At 35.8% G+C, this 23,121-nt stretch carries 14 protein-coding genes; 13 read left to right on the top strand and 1 reads right to left on the bottom strand.

The features are described 5' to 3' along the window. The first annotated feature begins 2 nt into the window (after nt 1-2). From OLM54_RS15605 to OLM54_RS15545, 13 genes are all read left to right on the top strand, one after another. A complete protein-coding gene (locus OLM54_RS15605; protein WP_264535499.1) occupies nt 3-239 on the top strand; it encodes a hypothetical protein in 237 nt (78 codons plus the stop codon). A gap of 46 nt (nt 240-285) precedes the next feature. Continuing rightward, nucleotides 286-969, top strand: coding sequence for a hypothetical protein (locus OLM54_RS15600; protein ID WP_264535498.1), 684 nt, complete (start codon nt 286-288; stop codon nt 967-969). A gap of 33 nt (nt 970-1,002) precedes the next feature. Next, the gene (locus OLM54_RS15595; RefSeq protein WP_264535497.1) at nt 1,003-1,950 is read left to right on the top strand and encodes a hypothetical protein; all 948 of its coding nucleotides are present in this window, start codon (nt 1,003-1,005) and stop codon (nt 1,948-1,950) included. A gap of 268 nt (nt 1,951-2,218) precedes the next feature. Further along, entirely contained in the window at nt 2,219-2,998 is a 780-nt protein-coding gene (locus OLM54_RS15590) for a tail fiber protein (RefSeq protein WP_264535496.1), read from the top strand. 3 nt (nt 2,999-3,001) lie between these two features. Further along, entirely contained in the window at nt 3,002-3,991 is a 990-nt protein-coding gene (locus OLM54_RS15585; RefSeq protein WP_264535495.1) for a tail fiber protein, read from the top strand. A gap of 298 nt (nt 3,992-4,289) precedes the next feature. Further along, entirely contained in the window at nt 4,290-7,121 is a 2,832-nt protein-coding gene (locus OLM54_RS15580) for a TonB-dependent receptor (protein ID WP_264535494.1), read from the top strand. Between the two features lie 82 nt (nt 7,122-7,203). Next, the gene (locus tag OLM54_RS15575) at nt 7,204-8,772 is read left to right on the top strand and encodes a G-D-S-L family lipolytic protein (protein ID WP_264535493.1); all 1,569 of its coding nucleotides are present in this window, start codon (nt 7,204-7,206) and stop codon (nt 8,770-8,772) included. A gap of 233 nt (nt 8,773-9,005) precedes the next feature. Then, complete coding sequence (gene atpD / locus OLM54_RS15570; protein ID WP_264535492.1) at nt 9,006-10,517, top strand: F0F1 ATP synthase subunit beta; 1,512 nt, start codon at nt 9,006-9,008, stop codon at nt 10,515-10,517. An 88-nt stretch (nt 10,518-10,605) separates the two neighbouring features. Further along, entirely contained in the window at nt 10,606-10,887 is a 282-nt protein-coding gene (locus tag OLM54_RS15565) for a F0F1 ATP synthase subunit epsilon (protein WP_264535491.1), read from the top strand. A gap of 120 nt (nt 10,888-11,007) precedes the next feature. Next, nucleotides 11,008-12,144: an aminotransferase class I/II-fold pyridoxal phosphate-dependent enzyme gene (locus tag OLM54_RS15560; protein ID WP_264535490.1), complete on the top strand. Its 1,137-nt coding sequence runs from the start codon at nt 11,008-11,010 to the stop codon at nt 12,142-12,144. A 93-nt stretch (nt 12,145-12,237) separates the two neighbouring features. Further along, on the top strand, nt 12,238-12,876 hold the full coding sequence (gene bioD / locus OLM54_RS15555) for a dethiobiotin synthase (RefSeq protein ID WP_264535489.1): 639 nt from the start codon (nt 12,238-12,240) through the stop codon (nt 12,874-12,876). Between the two features lie 142 nt (nt 12,877-13,018). Continuing rightward, entirely contained in the window at nt 13,019-14,290 is a 1,272-nt protein-coding gene (gene bioA, locus OLM54_RS15550; protein ID WP_264535488.1) for an adenosylmethionine--8-amino-7-oxononanoate transaminase, read from the top strand. Nucleotides 14,291-14,319: 29 nt separating this feature from the next. Continuing rightward, complete coding sequence (locus tag OLM54_RS15545) at nt 14,320-15,489, top strand: beta-ketoacyl synthase N-terminal-like domain-containing protein (RefSeq protein WP_264535487.1); 1,170 nt, start codon at nt 14,320-14,322, stop codon at nt 15,487-15,489. An 80-nt stretch (nt 15,490-15,569) separates the two neighbouring features. On the opposite strand, the gene OLM54_RS15540 is transcribed toward OLM54_RS15545, so the two are convergent. Next, nucleotides 15,570-22,832 carry a T9SS sorting signal type C domain-containing protein gene (locus OLM54_RS15540; protein ID WP_264535486.1) on the bottom strand — a complete coding sequence of 2,421 codons (7,263 nt, stop codon included), beginning with the start codon at nt 22,830-22,832 and terminating at the stop codon, nt 15,570-15,572. Between the last annotated feature and the right edge of the window lie 289 nt (nt 22,833-23,121).

Raw genomic sequence — 23,121 nt, 5'->3', positions numbered from 1 at the left:
ATATGAATGAAATGATTCCTGCAATTCTTTTTTTATTGCTTTGTGTAACAACTTTCATTTTCTCAAACTATTGGTTGAAAAAGAATGATTTAAAAGCAAAAATACATTCAGTAGATACAGAAAACAAAATGAACTTTGAAAAATGGATTAGTATTCATATAAAAAATGTCAAAATTGGCTCTATTATATTGATAATTATTACAGTTTTAAAAATAATTCAAATTTTATTAAAAAATTAGATAGACTAGTTTTACCTAAAAATGTGATTATTGTAATGATGGAGAATTGAGCAATGGTCAGCAAACCGCTATTGGCAGTGCAATTTCTAGCATTGCTGCTAATTGGGATGAATGGGGAATTAAAGATTGGGCAAATAAAAACATCAACGGAGATAAAATAAGTCAATGGTTTAAAAGTAAAATTAGTTTTAAAAACCTCTTTGGAGGCGGTCATAAAAATTCAGGACCACCGCCTAATATGAGTAAATATGCAAACATTAATAGTCAAAATCCAAGTATTAATGTGAATTCTACTAAAGGTAGTTTACCTTGCACAGGAAATTGTGATGGATGGATGGGCACAGAATATATTGGCCCAACACCCATAGCTACTTACTACAAAAAAGAAACAGCTGTAGATATGGTTGATTTGGCGGCACAAAAGCATGATGCTGGATATATTTATATGGGAGCCGATGGGATTTCAGGAGCATTATTTGATTTAAATGTACTTAAATATGATCAGAAACTTTATAATGATTCAAAAAAGGTGTATAATGATTATTATAATTACACTATTGATTCGCAAACACGACAACCAATATCATTTCAAACCCAACTAAGAGCGGCAGCTGTTATGTCTGCATTTGGCCCAATTATTCAAGTAAAACAAGGTTTACTAAATGCACGAACAACATATCAGGACTTTATTTTTTCTAAAAATCAATTTTTTAAAACATTATATTTCTAATAAATAAAATAATTAATTCTTAAAATATATTATATGAATTATAGAACATTTTTAATTTTGATATTCGTTCTTTTTGGGTTGATAGCTTTTGTTTATTTTTTGTTTCCAGAAGGTAAATTCGAAGGAGTTTTGACTAATGAAGTTTATTTGTCTCCTAACAATAAGGAAATAAATTATGTTTATGAAAAAGAAGGCACTTCAAAAATATATAGATTTAAAATTGGAGATACAGTGTCGAAAATATTAATAAATAATGAGGGTTACAATTTATCTGAACCTAGTTTTACCATTGATGAAAAGAGAATGATTTATCGGGCATGGAAAAAGAATGATCCGGTTATTCATCTCTTTGTATGTAATTCTGATGGGAAAAACTCGAAGGAGATCTATAGTGGTAATTTATTGTTTAATCCAAAATTTTCGGAATATGACGCTCAAGAAATTTATTTTATTAAAGCTTCTGAGTATTCCAATCATTCTCCAATTGCAAAGCAACATCCGAATGGTATGGATTTGTACAGTTATAATTTTAAGATTAAAGGAACTAGAAAACTTACAGATAACAATTATTATTCAATTAACAGTTATGACTTCATAAGCAATAGTAATTTTATTGTCAATTGTGATTTGAAGGGGATTTTTAAATATTCACTAGACAATAATTTCAAAAGAGAAGAATTAAACATAATAAATAAGATTGATTCATCATCTATGGATCAGATTCTTAGTAATAAGATAAGTTATTCTAAAGAAGATAAAAAATATTTACTTTCGTCAAATTTTGAGATCTTTTTATGGGATGGGAAAGGTTCAAAATTGGATGCTATTTTTACATCAGAGCCTGGAATTCAGATAAAGTCTACTTCATTTTTCAAAAACGAAAAAAAAATTTTTATATCTGATAATATAGAAAATATTACAATTATAAATTATCAAGGTAAAGTTTTAAACAAATTTAAAATTCCGCGCCCTACTTTTTAAATTTTCTGCTGCTCCCGCTCTACGAAGTGTTCATCGTTAAAGCTGCGCGAATGTCTCTAACTTCGCGCCCGCAAAGCGATTAAGTTTTGTATCGAAGATCTAAATTTTAAACGATTATTATTCTAAAGACAATTTTGAAAAAAAGTCAGGAGACTTTTACAGGTTTAAGTTTTATGAGAACTACAGAATAAGGAGCGCAAAGTCAGGAGACTTTGCGTAGCGAGGTAGCAAGATATAACGCTCGAAAAAATAATTTAAAATAAAAAAAATGAAAAAAGTATTACTTGCTATTGCATTTATTTGCAATACTGCCATTTATAGCCAAACATTTGATGGTGATCTAGGTTCTAAAAGTTTAAAATGGGCAACAGAACAAAAAGATTTTAACAAGCCTCCAAGAGTGGGAGTTGATCCTATGTCTATTAAGTTATGGGATAATTATGGGGGCTTAAATGCTCCTTCTGATTGGGGATCACTATTGGAAATAAGTGGTAAAACGAATCATTTGATTTCTCAACTTTATTTTGACAACACGTGGGATGGAGGCAGAATACTTTATAGAAGTGCATTTTATGATCAAAATAACTGGGAAAGCTGGCGTTATATTTTAGATTCTAAAAATGATGTTATTTCATCTAGAGATCTAAAAATAGCCGGAAACGGAAATAGTTATATTTCCGGAAATTTAGGTATCGGTACAACAAACCCAACTTCAAAACTTACAGTTGCCGGAAACATTCATGCTCAGGAAGTAAAAGTAACCATTAACGCAAGATTATTTCCTGATTATGTATTTGCTAACGATTATAAATTAAAATCGCTAAGTGAAGTAGAAGCTTATATCAAAGAAAATAGTCATTTACCTGAAATTCCATCGGCAAGTGAAATAGAGAAAAATGGATTAATGCTGGCAGAAATGAATTTAAGTTTGCTTAAAAAAATGGAGGAAATGACGCTCTATATGATTGAAATGAAGAAAGAGAATGAAAATCTTGTAAAGAATCAAGTATCATTAGAAAAAAGAATAGAGAAAATAGAAACAAAATAAATCATGAAGAAAAGATTGTTAATAGTAGCCTTGTTTGTTTGTCAAATTAATTTTGCTCAAAACTCATTTCCAGCGACAGGTCATGTTGGAATTGGAACAACCGTTCCTTCTCAATTATTAAGTTTGCATGGAAGCCATTCAGATTCCAAATTTTTACTTCATTCTATTGGCAAAGGAGATGATGCTGGACAAGCTGATCTAATGCTATGGGCAAGTGAGCCCGGATTAACATATTCCGGAGTTGGTATTGGAAACAATGTTAATAATTATTTTGGTGTAAATTTGTTAAATCCGGCAAGAGGAGGTTCTTATATTCGGTTGTTAGATAACTCGATGAGTTTCAATGTTGTATCTTCTGCTGGGGTTGACAAGCAGGCAATTGGTATAAATACAGAAGGTAATGTTGGTATTGGAACTACAAATCCTTCAAATATTCAAGGTTGGAGTAGAGTGTTAGATGTTGCTGGAATACATGATTCAAAAATTTTAGCAACCTCAGAAAATGCATCATATAAAGTTGGCATTTTTTCACACAATGAAAATTGGTATGGCGGCGGCGGATTTGTTGGCACAGAAAGCAATCATTCATTACACTTAATTACTAATTATAATGTAAAGATGTCTATTCTAACAAATGGCAATGTTGGTATTGGTACATTAAACCCAACTTCAAAACTTACAGTTGCCGGAAACATTCATGCTCAGGAAGTAAAAGTAACTGTCAATGCAGGATTAGTTCCTGATTATGTATTTGCCAATGATTATAAATTAAAATCGCTAAGTGAAGTAGAAGATTATATCAAAGAAAATAGTCATTTGCCGGAAATTCCATCGGCAGCTGAAATAGAGAAAAATGGATTAATGCTGGCAGAAATGAATTTAAGTTTGCTTAAAAAAATGGAAGAAATGACACTTTATATGATTGAACAAAACAAGCAGATTATAGATTTAAAAAGTCGATTAGGAAAAATAGAATCGGGTTTGGTGAAATAACCAAATATACAAATGTTAAAAAAGCGAGATTTATGTCTCGCTTTTTTTATTTGTCGAATTTTTTTTATCACCCATGTATTTTTATTAAATCCTCAATTTTTGTCTTAAATTTTATATGTATGCATACTATTTAAGTTTTGAAAAGCTTTGTTGTTGTGGTTAATTTAACAAAATAGAATATGGAAAAGTTAAAATACTGGCAAAAAAGATATGTTATATTAATTTTTTTTAACGTTTTTTTATTAATTCTAAAATTATTTGTATTTTGGTAGCATAAACTAACAAAAAAACCAACCAAATGAGAGTCTATTTGCTAATTATGTTGTTTTTCAGCGGAATTTCCTTTGCGCAGAATACAATTACTGGTTCTGTTACTGATGGTAACAAACAATCTATTCCCGGTGCCAATATTAATGTAGTTGGAACTTCAACCGGAGCTTCTACTGATTTTGATGGCTCCTTTAAATTAAACACTTCTGCAAAGCCACCTTTTACAATTAAGGTTTCGGCAGTAGGATTTACATCAAAAACAATAAATATTACATCTCCAAATCAAGTGGTAAATGTAAGTTTAAGCAGTGAAGAAAATAAGCTGGATGAAATTGTAGTTTCTGCATCAAGAACTCCGGAACGTGTTTTAGAATCTCCTGTTACAATTGAAAGAATGGGAATTCAGGACATCAAAAAAACGGCTTCTCCATCTTTTTATGACGGTATGGAAAACATGAAGGAGGTACAGATGAATACCAGTAGTATGACTTTTAAATCTGTTAACACCAGAGGATTCGCGACTGTAGCAAATACTCGTTTTATGCAATTGGTTGACGGAATGGATAACTCGTCTCCATTGCTGAATTTTGTACTTGGAAACATGATTGGAGTTTCAGAGATAGACGTTCAAAGTGTCGAGCTATTACCCGGAGCCTCATCTGCTTTGTACGGAGCAAATGCTTTTAACGGAATTTTATTCATGAATAGTAAAAGCCCGTTTACAAATCAAGGCGTTTCGACATATCTTAAAATAGGACAAACGTCTCAAAATGCAGCCGGTAATAACGGATATTATGATTTTGGAATGAGATTCGCCCACGCTTTTAATAAATATTTTGCTGCCAAAGCTAACTTTACATACATGCAGGCTACAGATTGGTATGCAACAGATTATAATGATAAAACCATTGCCGGAATAGACAGAAGTAATCCAAATTATGATGGAGTCAATATTTATGGTGATGAAGTTTCTACAAACATAAAAGGAGTAGGACAATCTTTGGCAGGTCTTGGATTAATTCCTGCCGGAGCTGTAAATTTACTGCCAAATGTTAATGTGAGCAGAACGGGTTATAAAGAAACAGATCTTACAGATAATAAAGCCGGAAATACTAAAATAGATTTCTCATTTCATGGAAGACCTTTTGGAGACGAAAGACTGGAAATTATCTGGCAAAGTAAATTTGGTTTTGGTAATGCTGTTTATCAGGGTGCAAACAGATATTATTTGAATGACTTTGCAATGCAGCAGCATAAATTGGAATTTAAAGGAAAAAATTTCTTTTTAAGAGGATACACAACATCTGAAGATGGAGGACATTCTTATGACATGGTATTTACAGGAATCAACGTAGATAGAAAATGGAAAGACGATAAAACATGGTTTGGTCAATATGCAGGAGCTTATGTTCAGTCAACTTTAGGCGGTGCTACACCAGAGCAAGCTCATGCTGCCGCAAGAACGACTGCTGATACAGGACGTTTTTTACCGGGTACAGCAGAATTTAAAAATGCTTTCAATGCGGTAATTAATGACGAAAGTGTATTGACAGGTTCTAAATTGGTTGATAATTCAAGAATATATCATTCTGATGCCAACTATAATTTTAAGGACATGATTAAATTTGCTGAAATTCAGGTTGGAGGATCTTTCAGATTGTATGAATTGAATTCGCATGGAAGAATATATACAGATGCTAATGGCCCAATTAATTATAATGAATATGGAGCTTATACACAATTAGCAAAAAAATTCATGGACGATCGACTAAAGTTTACAGGATCTATTCGTTACGATAAATCAAAAAACTTCGACGGAAATTTTTCACCTAGATTAGCCCTTGTGTATTCTGGAGGAGAAAAAAAGAATCACAACTTTAGAGGATCTTTTCAAACAGGTTTCAGAAACCCGTCTACACAAGATCAATATATAGGTTTTAATATTGGAAATGCTGTATTGATTGGTTCAGCTCCTGATAACCTGGCAAGATTTAGTGAAACATTTAATGTTAGTGCCGAAGGTCAGACATATAACGGGGGGCAAGCAACAAAAAACATGACCGGTGTAGATGCATACAATAACTCTTATCTGGCAAATTCAGTAACAGCATTTGCTGCGATGGCAGGAACTAATCCAGTTGCAGCGGCAGCATTGTTGCAAAAAACAAAAGCCAATTATGTAAAACCAGAAAAAGTAAAAGCTTTTGAGTTAGGATATCGCTCTGTTTATGAAGGTTTCTCCATAGATGTAAACGGATATTATAATATCTACAATGATTTTATTGGTAATCTTAATGTTATTTCTACTTATTACGGAACAGCTCAGGACAATCCTAATCTGGCTGCAGGAACAGCAGATCCGGGAGTTCAATCTGTACGTGCCATTCAAAACGGAGAATACAGAGCGTATCAATTATATACAAACTCAGATGTAGAAATTCATTCACTTGGTTTTGGTATTGGACTTTCTAAAAAAGTAATTGCTGATTTTGAAGTTGGAGTGAACTACAACTATGCTCAATTTGATTTTGATCAGGCGAAAGACCCAAGCTTTGAATCAGGTTTTAATACACCAAAACACAGAATTAAAGCGTCTATTGGAAATGAAAAATTATTTAAAAACTTCGGATTTAACGTAAGCGGAAGATGGAATAGTGAATATATGTGGGAATCAAGTTTTGCTGATGGATTAATTAAATCAGCTACGGTTATTGATGCGCAAATCAATTATGCAGTGCCGGTATTGAAATCTGTTTTCAAATTAGGAGCTGCAAATATTGGAGGAAAAGAATATACTCAGGTAATTGGAGCAGGAGCAATTGGACAGCAGTTTTTTGCTTCCTGGACAATCAATCCATAATGAAGTATTTCAGATAAAACAAATATGTTATTCGCTTCTCTTAGAATAATCCGGAAAGTGATAATTTTAAAATATATAAATTATGATAAAAAATTTCAAATGGCTTTTATTGGTTTCGTTGACCTTTGTAGCCTGTAATAGTGATGATGATGCGGTAACGGTAATCGATTCGGCTGATGGACTGCCTTTGACCTCAGGTTCTGCTAATTTTTCAAAATATGTTGCATTAGGGAATTCCCTGACTTCAGGTTTTAGTGATGGTGCCTTATTTAAAAAAGGACAGGAAGGAGCTTATACAAACATCTTAGCACAACAATTTAAACTTGTTGGTGGTGGAGAATTTAAAATTCCATATACAAATGATAATATTGGAGGACTGCTTTTTGGAGGACAATTTAATCCTGCTTTTGGTCCAAGATTATATTTTAACGGAACAGCACCGGTTCCTGTAACCGGAACACCAACAACAGAAGTGTTGAATCCGGCAATTGCTGCCGCAGGACCTTACAATAATACAGGAGTTCCGGGAGCAAAAAGTTTTCATTTATTATCTCCAACTTATGGAGATCCCGCCGGTTTAGCAGGCGGAACAGCAAATCCGTATTATGTGCGTTTTGCTCCAAACGGAACAACTTCGGTATTGGCGTATGCCATGAGCCAGACACCAACGTTCTTTTCTTTATGGATTGGAAATAATGATGTTCTTGGATATGCAACTTCAGGAGGAGACGGAACAAACCCAATTACACCGGTTTCTGGTGCAGCAGGCGTTGGCTTTGACGGAACTTATGGCGCACTTGTTACTACTTTAACTTCTGCGGGAGCAAAAGGAGTCGTGGCAAATATTCCTTATGTAACATCAATTCCGTTTTTTAAGACAGTTCCTTATAATCCTTTAACCGCATCTGTATTAGGAAGTGGAAATGTAGCAGTTGGTACAGCTACGATAAATGCATTGAATTCACAATTATACGGTCCGTTAAAACAGGCATTAACTGCTTTTGGAGCAGGAACAAGAATTAACTTATTATCAACAACGGCTTCAAATCCATTATTGATAAAAGATGAATCACTGACAAATTTATCAGTTCAGTTAACCGCTGCTTTTACGCCTACATTAGGTGCTCAGACAGCTGCTTTTTATGGTGCTGTTTTTGGACAGGCACGCCAGGCAACTGCAACAGACTTAGTGTTGTTAACAACACAAACTGCTATTGGGGCGGCTCCAACAGCTGCAAATTCAGGATTAGGAATGGCTCCGCCGGCACCTTTGGATAAATTTGGAATTACATATCCGCTACAGGATAAGTATGTATTGATTCCAACAGAAATTGCAGAATTAAAAGCAGCAACCGATGCATTTAACGGAATTATAAAATCACTTGCAGATTCTAAAGGCCTGGCTTTTGTAGATGCAAACACAATTATGAAACAAATTGATGAAGGCGGAATAGTGGCCAATAACTTTACAATGGCTTCTACTTTTGTAACAGGGGGAACTTTCTCTCTGGATGGGATTCATCCATCGCCAAGAGGTTACGCTTTTATTGCCAATAAATTTATTGAAGCAATTAATACGAAATACGGATCAAACCTGAAAGGAGTAAACGTAGGTAATTATCCTATCTTATATCCTGCGGTATTGCCGTAAAGCCCATTTTTTTAGTAAGAAAGCCACTCGTTTCTAAAATGTAGTGGCTTTTTTCATTTGTCAAAAAAATTGCCATTTTAGATATTTGAAGCCTGACTTTTAGGAATCAAACAAAAAGGCAGTATTTTTTATAAAAAAAATATTGATTTTATATTTTAAAAAATTATCTTTGCGCTCTGAAAAAAGAGGTATTTTCGATAAACCTAAATAGCTATTTAATAAATACATAAGTAATGTCAAAAGTAATAGGAAAAGTTGCTCAAATCATTGGACCAGTAGTTGACGTAGTTTTCAACGGTAAGGATGTTGAACTTCCAAAAATTTATGATTCACTAGAAATCACTAAAAAAGACGGAACATTATTAGTTCTAGAAGTGCAATCTCACATTGGAGAAAACACTGTTCGTACAATTTCTATGGACTCTACAGACGGTTTGTCAAGAGGATTTGAAGTAGTTGGAACAGGAAATCCAATCCAAATGCCAATCGGGCCAGATGTATATGGAAGATTATTTAATGTAATTGGAGATGCAATTGATGGTTTAGGAAACTTGCCAAAAACAGGAGAAAACGGTTTGTCTATTCACAGACAAGCACCTAGATTTGAAGATTTATCAACTTCATCAGAAGTTTTATTCACAGGTATTAAAGTAATCGATTTGATTGAACCTTATGCAAAAGGTGGTAAAATTGGATTGTTTGGTGGTGCAGGTGTTGGTAAAACAGTATTGATTCAGGAGTTGATCAACAATATCGCAAAAGGTCACGGTGGACTTTCAGTATTCGCAGGAGTAGGTGAAAGAACACGTGAAGGAAATGACTTACTTCGTGAGATGTTAGAGTCAGGAATTATTAAATACGGTGATGATTTCATGCACTCTATGGAAAATGGAGGATGGGATTTATCTAAAGTAGATATGCCGGGAATGAGAGAGTCTAAAGCTACTTTCGTTTTTGGACAAATGAATGAGCCTCCTGGAGCTCGTGCACGTGTAGCACTTTCAGGATTATCTATCGCTGAATATTTCCGTGATGGAGCAGGAACTGATCAGGGTAAAGACGTATTGTTTTTCGTTGATAACATCTTCCGTTTTACACAAGCAGGTTCTGAGGTATCAGCACTTTTAGGACGTATGCCTTCTGCAGTAGGATACCAACCAACTTTGGCAACAGAGATGGGAGCTATGCAAGAGCGTATTACATCTACAAACAAAGGATCTATTACATCTGTACAGGCGGTTTACGTTCCTGCGGATGATTTAACGGATCCGGCGCCGGCAACAACATTTGCTCACTTAGATGCAACAACAGTATTGTCTCGTAAAATTGCTGAGTTAGGTATTTATCCGGCGGTTGACCCGTTAGATTCTACTTCAAGAATTTTAACTCCTCAAATTTTAGGAGCTGAGCATTATGACTGTGCACAAAGAGTAAAAGAAATTCTTCAAAAATACAAACAATTGCAGGATATCATTGCGATCTTAGGTATGGAAGAATTATCTGAAGAAGATAAATTATCAGTATCAAGAGCACGTCGTGTTCAACGTTTCTTATCTCAGCCTTTCCACGTAGCGGAGCAATTTACAGGTATTCCTGGAGTTTTGGTTGACATTAAAGATACTATCAAAGGATTTAACATGATTATCGACGGTGAGTTAGATCATCTTCCGGAAGCAGCTTTCAACTTGAAAGGTTCTATTCAGGATGCTATCGAAGCCGGAGAAAAAATGTTGGCTGAAGCTTAATATAATTATGAATTATGAGTTATAAATTATGAGTTTCAACTCACTTATAACTTATAACTCATAACTTATAACTCATAACTAAAAAAAGATGATTTTAGAAATAGTATCACCAGAAGCAAAATTATTTTCAGGAGAAGTAACATCTGTTACATTACCCGGAGTTGATGGAAGCTTTCAAATATTGAATAATCACGCTCCTATTGTTTCTATTCTGGAAAAAGGAACTGTAAAAATTGCAGCTCCAAAATTTAATTTTTCTAAAGAGGTAGCGGGCAAATTCACGAAAGTAAATGAACAGACCTATACATTAGAGATCAATTCAGGTACAATCGAGATGAAAGACAATAAAGTAATTGTTTTAGTTGACTAAGACAATTTCAAAATAAATTTAAAAGCCATTCGCTATTGTGAATGGCTTTTTTTATTGCTTTATCTATGTCAAATTTCATAAAGAATTTTATATTGACATCAATTTCATAACTTTGCTTTTATGAAATTACCAGAAAATCTTATACAGAAATTAGAAAATCGAAAGGAAAATAATTCGCTTAGAAAATTGCCAAGTTTTAATAATCTTGTCGATTTTTCTTCTAATGATTATATTGGTTTTTCTAAGTCAGAAACTATTTTCAGGCAGACACACCATTATTTAGTAGAAAACGAAATTATACAAAACGGAGCAACAGGTTCCCGATTGATTTCTGGAAATCATGATGCATACCAAAATGCAGAAACTTTTATTGCGCAATTTCATGAGGCAGAATCGGCTTTAATTTTTAATTCGGGTTACGATGCCAATGTTGGTTTTTTTAGCGCTGTACCGCAAAGAAATGATGTTATATTGTATGATGAATTAAGTCACGCTTCAATTAGGGACGGAATCATAATGTCGAATGCAAAATCGTATAAATTCAATCACAATGATTTTGAAGATTTAGAACGATTGATTCAAAAGTTTCCTGAAACAAATATTTACATTGTAACAGAAACCGTCTTTTCTATGGATGGTGATAGTCCAAACCTCGAAGAATTAGTTTTACTTTCTGAAAAATACAATTGTTATTTAATTGTTGATGAAGCGCATACTTTGGGTGTTTTTGGAGAAAAAGGGGAAGGTTTAACGCAATATTTAAAACTTCACGATCGAATTTTCGCCAGAATAATGACTTTTGGAAAAGGATTAGGCTGTCACGGAGCAGCAGTTTTAGGCAGTTTGGATCTTAAAGAATATCTGGTCAATTTTGCCAGAAGCTTTATTTACACCACAGGATTATCACCGCATTCTGTAATTACAATTCTCACCGCTTACCAACATTTAGAAATCGAAAAAGAAACAATCGAAAAGTTGCGTCAGAATATTGTGTTTTTTAATCAGCAAAAGAATTTATTAGGATTAAAGCCAATGTTTGTGCGAAGTAAATCAGCCATTCAATCGGCAATAATTCCAGGCAATCAAAATGTTAAACAATTGGCTCAACAGCTACAGGATAAGGGTTTTGATGTAAAGCCAATATTGTCGCCAACCGTTCCCGAAGGTCAGGAACGTTTACGTTTTTGCATTCACAGTTATAATTCAGAAGAAGAAATCAGCGCTGTTTTAGCCTTATTGGCTAACTTTGTATTTTAATTATTATTACACAGAGATACACAAAGAAAACACAAAGCGACACAGACTTTGTGGATCTTTTTTGCTTTGCGAATCTCTGCGAAACCAAAGTTTATGAAACTATTTATAACCGGTATTTCTACCGATGTTGGAAAAACAATAACTTCGGCAATTGTAGTTGAAGCTTTAGAAGCAGATTATTGGAAACCTGTGCAGGCAGGAGATTTGGATAATTCTGACAGTCACAAAGTTAAAAATCTATTAAGTTGTCATACTGAGGGGAGTCGAAGTGCCAAATCGCAATTCTACCCAAATGCTTACAAATTAAACACACCGGCAAGTCCGCATTTGGCAGCAGAAATTGACGGAATTACAATTGATTTGAAACAAATTAAGGAACCAAAAACAGATAATCATTTGGTTATTGAAGGCGCCGGCGGAATTTTTGTTCCGTTAAACGAAAAAGATTCGATCATAGATTTAATTCAGCCCGATTATAAAGTGATTGTAGTTTCAAGACATTATCTGGGAAGCATCAATCATACTTTACTGACGATTGAAGCCATTCGAAATCGAGGTTTAGAGGTTGCCGGAATTATCTTTAGCGGAAGCGAAAACAAATCAACAGAAAGTTTAATTCTCAATAAAACCGGCATAAAATGCATCGGAAGAATTGATGAAGAACCGTATTTCGATCAAAATGTAATTAAAGAATACGCCGATTTATTCAGAGACAACTTATTAGAATTGTAAAATGGGATTTGTGAAAAGTAAAATGTTAGTGTCTTACATTTCACAAGATATATCCCAAGCTAAAAATGTAAAAAGTAATTTGTGAAATGTAAAATGACAGCATTTTACATCTTACATCTCACAAAAAAAACATCTCACTACCATGACTTTAACAGAAAAAGACAGCCAATATCTTTGGCATCCTTATACACAACATAAAACAGCACAAACGCCAATTGCAATTTCAAGGGGTGAAGGCGCTTTGCTTTGGGACGAAAATAATAAAGAATATATTGATGCGATTGCTTCGTGGTGGGTAAACCCTTTTGGGCACAGCAATAAATTTATTGCCGATGCGATTTACAAACAATTAACGACTTTAGAACATGTTTTGTTTGGTGGTTTTACACACGAACCAGCGATAAAAGTTGCCGAAAAACTAATGGAGATTTTACCTGAAAATCAGCAGAAAGTTTTCTTTTCAGATAATGGTTCTACGGCCGTTGAAGTAGCGATAAAAGTAGCGCTTCAGTATTTTTTCAACAAAAATGAAAAGCGAACGACAATTATTGCTTTCGAAAATGCTTTTCACGGCGATACTTTTGCAGCAATGGCAGCAAGCGGAATCTCCTTTTATACGCAGGCATTTCAGGGAATGTTTATTGATGTCGTTCGAATTCCGGTTCCGGTAAAAGGGCAGGAACAGGCAAGTTTTGATGCTTTGAAAGCAGTAATTAAAAGTCATAATTGTGCCGGATTTATTTTTGAACCTTTGGTACAAGGCGCTGCCGGAATGGTGATGTATGAGCCGGAAGCATTAGCAAAACTGATCCAGATTTGTGCAGCAAATAAAGTCCTGACGATTGCCGATGAAGTAATGACGGGCTTTGGTAAAACAGGCAAAACTTTTGCAATGGATTATGTTGCTGAACAGCCCGATATGATTTGTTTGTCGAAAGCATTAACGGGCGGAACAATTCCGATGGCAATTACCACTTTTACGCAGGAAGTTTTTGATGCTTTTTATGATGATGATATTAATAAAGCCTTATTTCACGGACACACTTTTACAGCAAATCCAACGGGTTGTGCGGCAGCTTTGGCAAGTATCGATTTGTTGCAGACTCCCGAAATGCAGGCTAATATTGAAAGAATAAATAAAAGCCATTTAAATTTTGAACAGAAAATCGAAAAGCATACAAAAGTGATCACAGCCAGAACTTTGGGTGTTATTTTTGCAGTTGAAATCAAATCAGATTCCGAAGAAAGTTATTACGGATCTATGCGTACAAAACTGTACAATTTCTTTATTGATAAAGGCGTTATTTTACGTCCGGTTGGTAATATTGTTTATGTTTTACCACCGTACATAATGACTGATGAGCAGCTTCAAAAAGTATATGCTATTATTGAAGAAGCCATTGAAATGGTCTAATTTTGCATTTTGCAATTAAATAAAATATTTTGAATACACAAAAAATCTCCATAACAGCCTTTTCTTCGATTTCTCCTTTAGGGAATAATGCTGATGCTGTTTGGAAAAAATATCTTGATAATCAACATTGTTTTTCGAAACAGTTTTTAGACCAACAAGAAACTTCTGTAGCTGCTCTTGAAGAAGAATCGAAGCAAATTATTGCAGAAGTTCGGGAATCTGACATAAAATATAAATTCTTAGACGATTCAGTTTTATTTGCTTTGGCGGCTTCGCGAAAAGCGGTGCAAAAAGCAGGCTGGAAAGAAGATGATGTTTTCGGAATCAATATTGGTTCTTCGCGTGGAGCAACAGATTTATTCGAAAAACATTATAAAGAATATATCGATACCGGAAAAGCACAAACCTTAGCTTCGCCAACAACTACGTTAGGAAATATTTCGTCGTGGATTGCACACGATTTGCAAAGTACAGGTCCGGAAATTTCACATTCTATTACATGTTCTACAGCACTTCATGCATTATTAAACGGAGTGGCATGGTTAAAATCCGGAATGGCCGATAAGTTTTTGGTCGGTGGAAGTGAAGCTCCGTTGACCGATTTTACAATTGCCCAAATGCGAGCTTTAAAGATTTATTCGCGTATTGATCAGGAAAACGAATCGTGGCCAAATCTTGCTTTTGATTTTGAGAAAACACAAAACACCATGATTTTGGGCGAAGGTGCCGCAGTTTGTTGTTTAGAAGCCGGAGAGAAAGAAAATGCAATTGCTTATGTAACCGGAGTAGGGTATGCAACCGAAATTTTAGAACATAATATTTCGATTTCAGCCGAAGCAGATTGTTTTCAAAAGTCTATGAAAATGGCATTAAAAGATCATAATTTGGATGAAGTTGATATAATCGTAATGCATGCGCCCGGAACCATAAAAGGAGATATAACAGAATTGCGTGCCATTGAAAAAGTATTCGGAGAGAAATTACCTTTATTAACGACCAATAAATGGAAAATAGGACACACTTTTGGAGCTTCAGGAATACTAAGTTTAGAACTGGCGCTTTTAATGATAGAGAATAATACTTTTATTGATGTTCCTTTTTCAGAAAAGCAAAATCAGAAGAAAGTAATAAAAAAGGTTTTAATTAATGCTGTTGGTTTTGGAGGAAATGCTGTTAGTATTTTAATTGAAAAAGCATAATAACTTAATAAAATAACAATAAAAAAAATCCCAAATTCCATATAGGAGCTTGGGATTTTTTATTTGCGGATTATGATTTTCTAATTAAAAATAATCTTTTTAGTAGTTGTAAAGTCATTATCAAGAGTCACTTTTACCAAGAGTACCTGATTTGATGACTGCAGGTTTTGGATTTGAAGTTCGCTTGTTCCCACTTTCTTTTTATTGTAAAGCAGTTTTCCTGTTACATCAAAAATCGTTACTTCCTTAATGTTTTCTTTTGAAGAAGTTACTTTGACTGTTTTGTCTTTTACCGAAACCAGAAGACCATTTTCTACATTTTCAAAATCTCCCGTTCCAAGTGTTTTGTTGGTATAACGCAATACAAGACGATCGGCAAAAGTTCCCGCTTCGGTTGTAAAGGTGTATTTACCTGTTTTTAAATTATAAATGGTGTTGGTTTTTTTGTCTTCTATATAAATATTTTGACTCGTTAAATCACCGTCTGCTTCATCGATCGAAATGGTGAAATCTCCAGCAATGGTAGTGCGGTATCCAAGGGGAACCAAATCAGTATCTTCAAAAGGCAATGCACGCGCCTGAATTACGTAGTTATTGCCATTGGCAACGCTATAGAAATCAAGGTACGGATTGGCATCAAAACTTACCCCGTCGTATCTTTTTTCGTATTCGTTAGTTGCGCCTGCCACATACCCTACAAGCATTTGTTTGAAAGCACCTCCTGCATTGGTCATGTTTAACCACACGCGGTGTTTTTCATCGCTTTGTGCTGATTTAAAAAACTGGCTGTTATTGGCTGCCCCAAGTCTCATACCGTTGTTAAAGGTAACGGTTCCGGCAGTTGTGGCGCTTATAAAAAAGGATTGTCCCGCACCTACGTTTCCTGATGGTTTGGCGTTGTTGTTTCCCGGAATGCTTCCGCTTAGGGCAGATTCACTTGTAGCCACACCTCCGGTTAAATTATAACTCGCATAATCGGTTGAGCTGTATTGGTAGGCTCCCGATAAAACCACAGGGGTATTATGGGTCCAGAAATAAAGCGTTCCGTCTAAAAACAGGTTGTCGTCTAAAAATTTCTTGGCATTCAAAGCTGACGGATATGGATTTCCTACCAAATAGTATTTGCCTGCCGTCATGGTCTCTCCTGCTATGATACCGTTGTTTGGCACGCCAATAAAGGGAGCCGTATAATCTGCTTTTGCTGTTGTTGAATAGGTTTGCGGACCACGAATGATATATCCTTTTCCGACTACCATATTGTTGTTTCTGTTGGTTGATACCCAGTTGTCGCCATTAAAGCCAAAATATTTATCTGACAGGGTTAATGGTGAAACATCAATAAGTTTTTGTGGGCTTACCGGTGTTGACCAGTAGGTGAAATCGGCGCGGCGTATCTGCGCAGTGATACGGTTATAGGTTATCTTTCCTGAATTGACACCGTTGTTGTTTACCTGAACCAGACTTGAGTGGTTGTCAAATGTTAATGATGCTGTTGGCGTAACGGTAAGTCCGTTTACGATATTCAGCGTACGGTTTGAAGGTACTGTTATGGCTATTCCCGGATTAATGGTAAGTGAACAGGCATTTAAATCTGCCGATACGGTAAAAGCCCCCGCAATAATAGCAGCTTTTGTGGTATCAGGTATACCATTTGACCAAACTGAACCATTCCAGGTTGTTGAAGATTGGTCGGTGATGATAGCATCAGATGAAACTATCGAGGTACAAGTACCATTACTTACCGTAAATTGATAAGTTCCTGCCGCAAGACCCGTAACGGTATAGCTTGTTCCTGAATTGTATATTGTATTTGAAGCGAATCCTGTTTGATATATTGTCCAGCTGCCAGCAGGCAAGTTCGTTAAAGTTACACTTCCTAATGTTGTACATGTAATATCAGTTGGCGTTCCTACAGTTGGTGCGGTTGGTAAAGGATTTACTGTAACGGCAGATGATGATGTTGCAGAAACTGCAGTACATCCGTTTGGAACAGTTTTATAATTAATCGTTACTGTTTTGCTTCCTGTCGTTTTATAGGTTAAAGTCACAGTATTGTCTGCAGCAGTTCCACCAGAAACAATCGCATAATCAGTTCCTGCAACTCCGGAGAACCCCCAAACATAATTACTCATTGATGGTTCTGTCGTATAAGTAACAGAAGTACCAATACACGTTGAGGTTAATGGCTGTGCAGTAAATGTTGGTGTTGGCAAAGCGTTTACTGTAACAGCAGATGATGATGTTGCAGAAACTGCAGTACATCCGTTTGGAACAGTTTTATAATTAATCGTTACTGTTTTGCTTCCTGTCGTTTTATAGGTTAAAGTTACAGTATTGTCTGCAGCGGTTCCTCCAGAAACAATCGCATAATCAGTTCCTGCAACTCCGGGGAACCCCCAAACATAATTACTCATTGATGGTTCTGTCGTATAAGTAACAGAAGTGCCAATGCACGTTGAGGTTAATGGCTGTGCGGTAAATGTTGGCGTTGGCAAAGCGTTTACTGTAACGGCAGATGATGATGTTGCAGAAACTGCAGTACATCCGTTTGGAACAGTTTTATAATTAATCGTTACTGTTTTGCTTCCTGTCGTTTTATAGGTTAAAGTCACAGTATTGTCTGCAGCAGTTCCACCAGAAACAATCGCATAATCAGTTCCTGCAATTCCAGGGAACCCCCAAACATAATTACTCATTGATGGTTCTGTCGTATAAGTAACAGAAGTACCAATACACGTTGATGTTAATGGCTGTGCGGTAAATGTTGGCGTTGGCAAAGCGTTTATTGTAACGGCAGATGATGATGTTGCAGAAACTGCAGTACATCCGTTTGGAACAGTTTTATAATTAATCGTTACTGTTTTGCTTCCTGTCGTTTTATAGGTTAAAGTCACAGTATTGTCTGCAGCGGTTCCGCCAGAAACAATCGCATAATCAGTTCCTGCAATTCCGGAGAACCCCCAAACATAATTACTCATTGATGGCTCTGTCGTATAAGTAACAGAAGTGCCAATACACGTTGAGGTTAATGGCTGTGCAGTAAATGTTGGTGTTGGCAAAGCGTTTACTGTAACGGCAGATGATGATGTTGCAGAAACTGCAGTACATCCGTTTGGAATAGTTTTATAATTAATCGTTACTGTTTTGCTTCCTGTCGTTTTATAGGTTAAAGTCACAGTATTGTCTGCAGCGGTTCCTCCAGAAACAATTGCATAATCAGTTCCTGCAACTCCGGGGAATCCCCAAACATAATTACTCATTGATGGTTCTGTCGTATAAGTAACAGAACTACCAATACATGTTGAGGTTAATGGCTGTGCAGTAAATGTTGGTGTTGGCAAAGCGTTTACTGTAACAGCAGATGATGATGTTGCAGAAACTGCAGTACATCCGTTTGGAACAGTTTTATAATTAATCGTTATTGTTTTGCTTCCTGTCGTTTTATAGGTTAAAGTCACAGTATTGTCTGCAGCAGTTCCGCCAGAAACAATCGCATAATCAGTTCCTGCCACTCCTGGGAATCCCCAAACATAATTACTCATTGATGGCTCTGTCGTATAAGTAACAGAAGTGCCAATGCACGTTGAGGTTAATGGCTGTGCGGTAAATGTTGGTGTTGGCAAAGCGTTTACTGTAACAGCAGATGATGATGTTGCAGAAACTGCAGTACATCCGTTTGGAACAGTTTTATAATTGATCGTTACTGTTTTGCTTCCTGTCGTTTTATAGGTTAAAGTCACAGTATTGTCTGCAGCAGTTCCACCAGAAACAATTGCATAATCAGTTCCTGCAATTCCGGGGAATCCCCAAACATAATTACTCATTGATGGTTCTGTCGTATAAGTAACAGAACTACCAATACATGTTGAGGTTAATGGCTGTGCGGTAAATGTTGGTGTTGGCAAAGCGTTTACTGTAACGGCAGATGATGATGTTGCAGAAACTGCAGTACATCCGTTTGGAACAGTTTTATAATTGATCGTTACTGTTTTGCTTCCTGTCGTTTTATAGGTTAAAGTCACAGTATTGTCTGCAGCAGTTCCACCAGAAACAATCGCATAATCAGTTCCTGCAACTCCGGGGAATCCCCAAACATAATTACTCATTGATGGCTCTGTTGTATAAGTAACAGAAGTACCAATACACGTTGATGTTAATGGCTGTGCAGTAAATGTTGGTGTTGGTAAAGGATTAACCACTACTGTTACAGGTGTTGATGTTACTGTTGATGAACATGCTCCATTAATAACAACATCATAATTACCTGCATTTGTTCCTGTAGGATTTGTTAGCGTAAGTGTGTTGGTTCCTTGTCCAGAAATTACACCTCCATTAACAACAGGAGTTCCTGCTAATCTCCAGGAGTATGTTAACCCTGATCCTGTTGCAGCAACTGTAATTGATCGTGTACCGGCACCAGAACAAACAGCCAAAGGAGCAGCTGGCTGAGTTGTTATAACAGCAGAAGTCATATCAACTAAAACAGGTGTAGATATTACAGAAGAAGCACCACAAGTTATTGTAGCCCGATAATATGTTTTTACTGTTTGAGATGTTGTAAATTTAGCTTTAGAATTTGCCGAATCTAAGAAAGTAATATTTAGATCATCAATACTATGTTTATCTTTGGATCCACCGGTACGGGCAGAAAACTTAAACTTCCAAGTTGTTTTGTCTGCTGCTGCAAAACCAGGTAATAACAATTTAGAAACCACTGTTTCCATTGTTCCTGAAGGATTTTGAATGCCTAATGTTAAATATCCATCAGTATCAACATATAAATTTACATCTTTATAAGTAGCAGTTCTTAAATTGAAAGGGGCGTTTATTGCTGTATTAAAAATAGAAGTGTTATTATATAGTATTCTAACACGGCTTCCCTCAGCAACGCCTTCGTTATCATAAGTATCAAATTGTATTCTAAGTCCTGATCCTTCTCCGCTTTCGCCACCTCCGGCATCAGCTGCAAAACCACCGCCGTAGCTTAAACTCAGACCATCGGCACCTACTGTTCCGCCATCTTCTATTCTATATTTATAAGTAACCGTAAAAGGAGTAATATTCGCGGTATTTGCTTTATCTATCAAAAGACCTCCATTATGACCAGTTAACGGAGTGTCTGTTAAGACTGCTACCCCGCCTGTAATTTGCGTATCGGTTCCACCATAAATGGCTATATTTCCAACAGTTGAACCAGACGCTTGATCAACATTAAAGTTACTGTTAAAGAAAGCAATTGTTGGTGTTGCCGAACTTGACCACGGACCTGTTAATAACGAAGAGCTTTCCCATAAATAAGTGGCACCATCACTAAAAGTATTCCCTAGTGAAAGTGTAAAAGGCACATTCGGACAAACAGTTGATGCTGTTGAAGCTGTACTAACAGGACTTGGCAAAACACCTGTACATCCTGACTGAAGCGTTATTGTATAGTCTTCTACCTGACCAGTACTTGCATTTACCGTACAAGGAGTTGAATTAGGAGTATTACCAAGAAGTCCGATAATGCGCATTTTTATAGAAGTACCCGTAGCTCCCGGAGGTACTTGAAAATATACTGAAGCCGCTTTCTCATCAATTCCTGAAGAATTTCTTATTGTTCCAATATCTATTGGTCCTTCACCTGAATCAACAAAATCCCCGTCTCCATTCCAATCAAAGAATGCAGTATAATATATATTTACATCTCCGGTTGTATTTCCTTTAACTACTAATGAGTAATAATCTCCTTTGTTTAGTGTTGTAGTCGCTGTACCTGATGGAATATTCTCGTAAGCTGTTGTGCTGGTTTCAGAAGTTACAGAACTCAAACTATTCAATGTAACCTTTGTTATAGGCGCTACTCCTGCAAAAGACATACATGAATCTGTACTGATTGTTACGATACTTGTTGCAGTGTTAAAATAAGCTGTAAGTATATTTGCTGGTGGAGCAGAAGAAGTTGTTCCTCCATAAACTCCTGAAGATCTCGTCAATGCTCCTGTTACTAAAGCTGCCGCTGTGTGTGTTGTTCCAAAACTTCCTAAAGTAGCTTTAGCAGTTCCTGTTATGGTTAAGATATTAGTAATAGTTGTGATTGCAGAAAATGTTTTAGTTCCACTTCCAGACAAAGTTAAATTGTAAAAACTTGAACGAAGTGTATTTTGTGCGGCACCATTTAAGTTAACTGTACCGGTTGCAGGTAAAAAATTAGTCGCTGTTCCACTAAATGGATTTGTGGCAGATAAATTAATTATACTTGCTCCTCCATTTAAAGTTCCGTTTGTAAGTGTTACAGATAAAAAAGAGTGAGATAATCTTGTTCCTAAGTTTAACGTTCCATTACTACCACTTAATATTAAAGTGTTACCTGAAACATTTCCTGTAAAAGTTGCTGTGCCCCCAGTTTTTGTCATTGTGACATTTCCTGTTGTTGTAAAACCGGCAATACTTTGATTAGAAGTCCCTGCCAATGTTATTGCTGAACTGCCTGCTGTAATGCCGCCTCCGTTTGTAAAGTTACCACCTAAAGTTAATCCAAAATTACCTGTTGCAAGAGTAGTTCCTCCTTCGGTACTTAGGTTACCATTAACAATTGTGGCTGCTGCTAAAGTTTTGGTCCCGCTTCCCCCTGATGTAATTAAATTGTTATAAGTTGTATTATAGATTGTTTGATTTCCTGCTCTGTCATAATTAACTGTAGCACCCGTACCATTTAAGGATATTGTGTTTAAACCAGTACCTGATAAAGTAAAAGGGCTGTTAGTTGCACCTAATAATAAGGTTCCTGATTGTGCTCCGGTTGCCATCGAAAAAGTCGATGTATTTGATCCATTCTCGTTAGTTGTAGTTAATTGACCATCTAGATTGACAGTACCACTTTGAAGATAAAATGCAGCATTATTGACATTTCCTCCACTTCTACTACCATAAAGCGTCAAATTTCCTGTTATGTTGAAATTTGAAATTGTTGAAGTTATAGCTGTATTAATATCCGTAGTAGGATTTAGAGTTGTACCAACAGTCACAGAAGCAGAATTTAAAGTTCCTGCACCACTAATAATAGCCGATCTGGAAATTGAAATAGCCGATTCGCCAGTTATTGCACCGCTAACCGTTAAAGTAAATCCTGAATTTACGGTCAAAGTATTAGTAGCAGTTCCTCTAAATGTAATAGAAGTACAAGCTGCATCTGCTGTAACGGTAATTGTATGTCCCTCAATGTAAACAATATCTCCAGCAACTGGAACACTTGCACCAGAGGCTCCGCCTGAATTCACTGACCATGTTAAGGGAGAATTCCAGCTTCCACTATTTACTGAATATCTAGTAGCCGCATTAGTAAATGAAGCAACAAAAAACATCGCAAGAAAAAGGAATTTTAAATTGTGAGTTAAGACTTTTTCTGAAAAAGATTTAAAGAATAAAGACTCAACTAGTAAGAGTAGTTTTCTAATCATATCGTTGTGGTATTTGTGATTATTATCTCTAGGAATTCTCGGTTTTTCTTTAAAAAAATAAAATACTGATATTTAACCACTTACGATTTTTTGATTTAAACGGTTTTAATTATTTAGTGTTAAAATAAATTTTAACATTTTGAAAGCATTTTTTTACAAATGAAATTTTCAAAATAGATACACCAAAACCAGT

Source organism: Flavobacterium sp. N1736, assembly GCF_025947065.1.
In the GTDB taxonomy this organism is placed as follows: Bacteria; Bacteroidota; Bacteroidia; order Flavobacteriales; family Flavobacteriaceae; genus Flavobacterium.
This window is presented reverse-complemented; position numbering and strand designations above follow the sequence as displayed.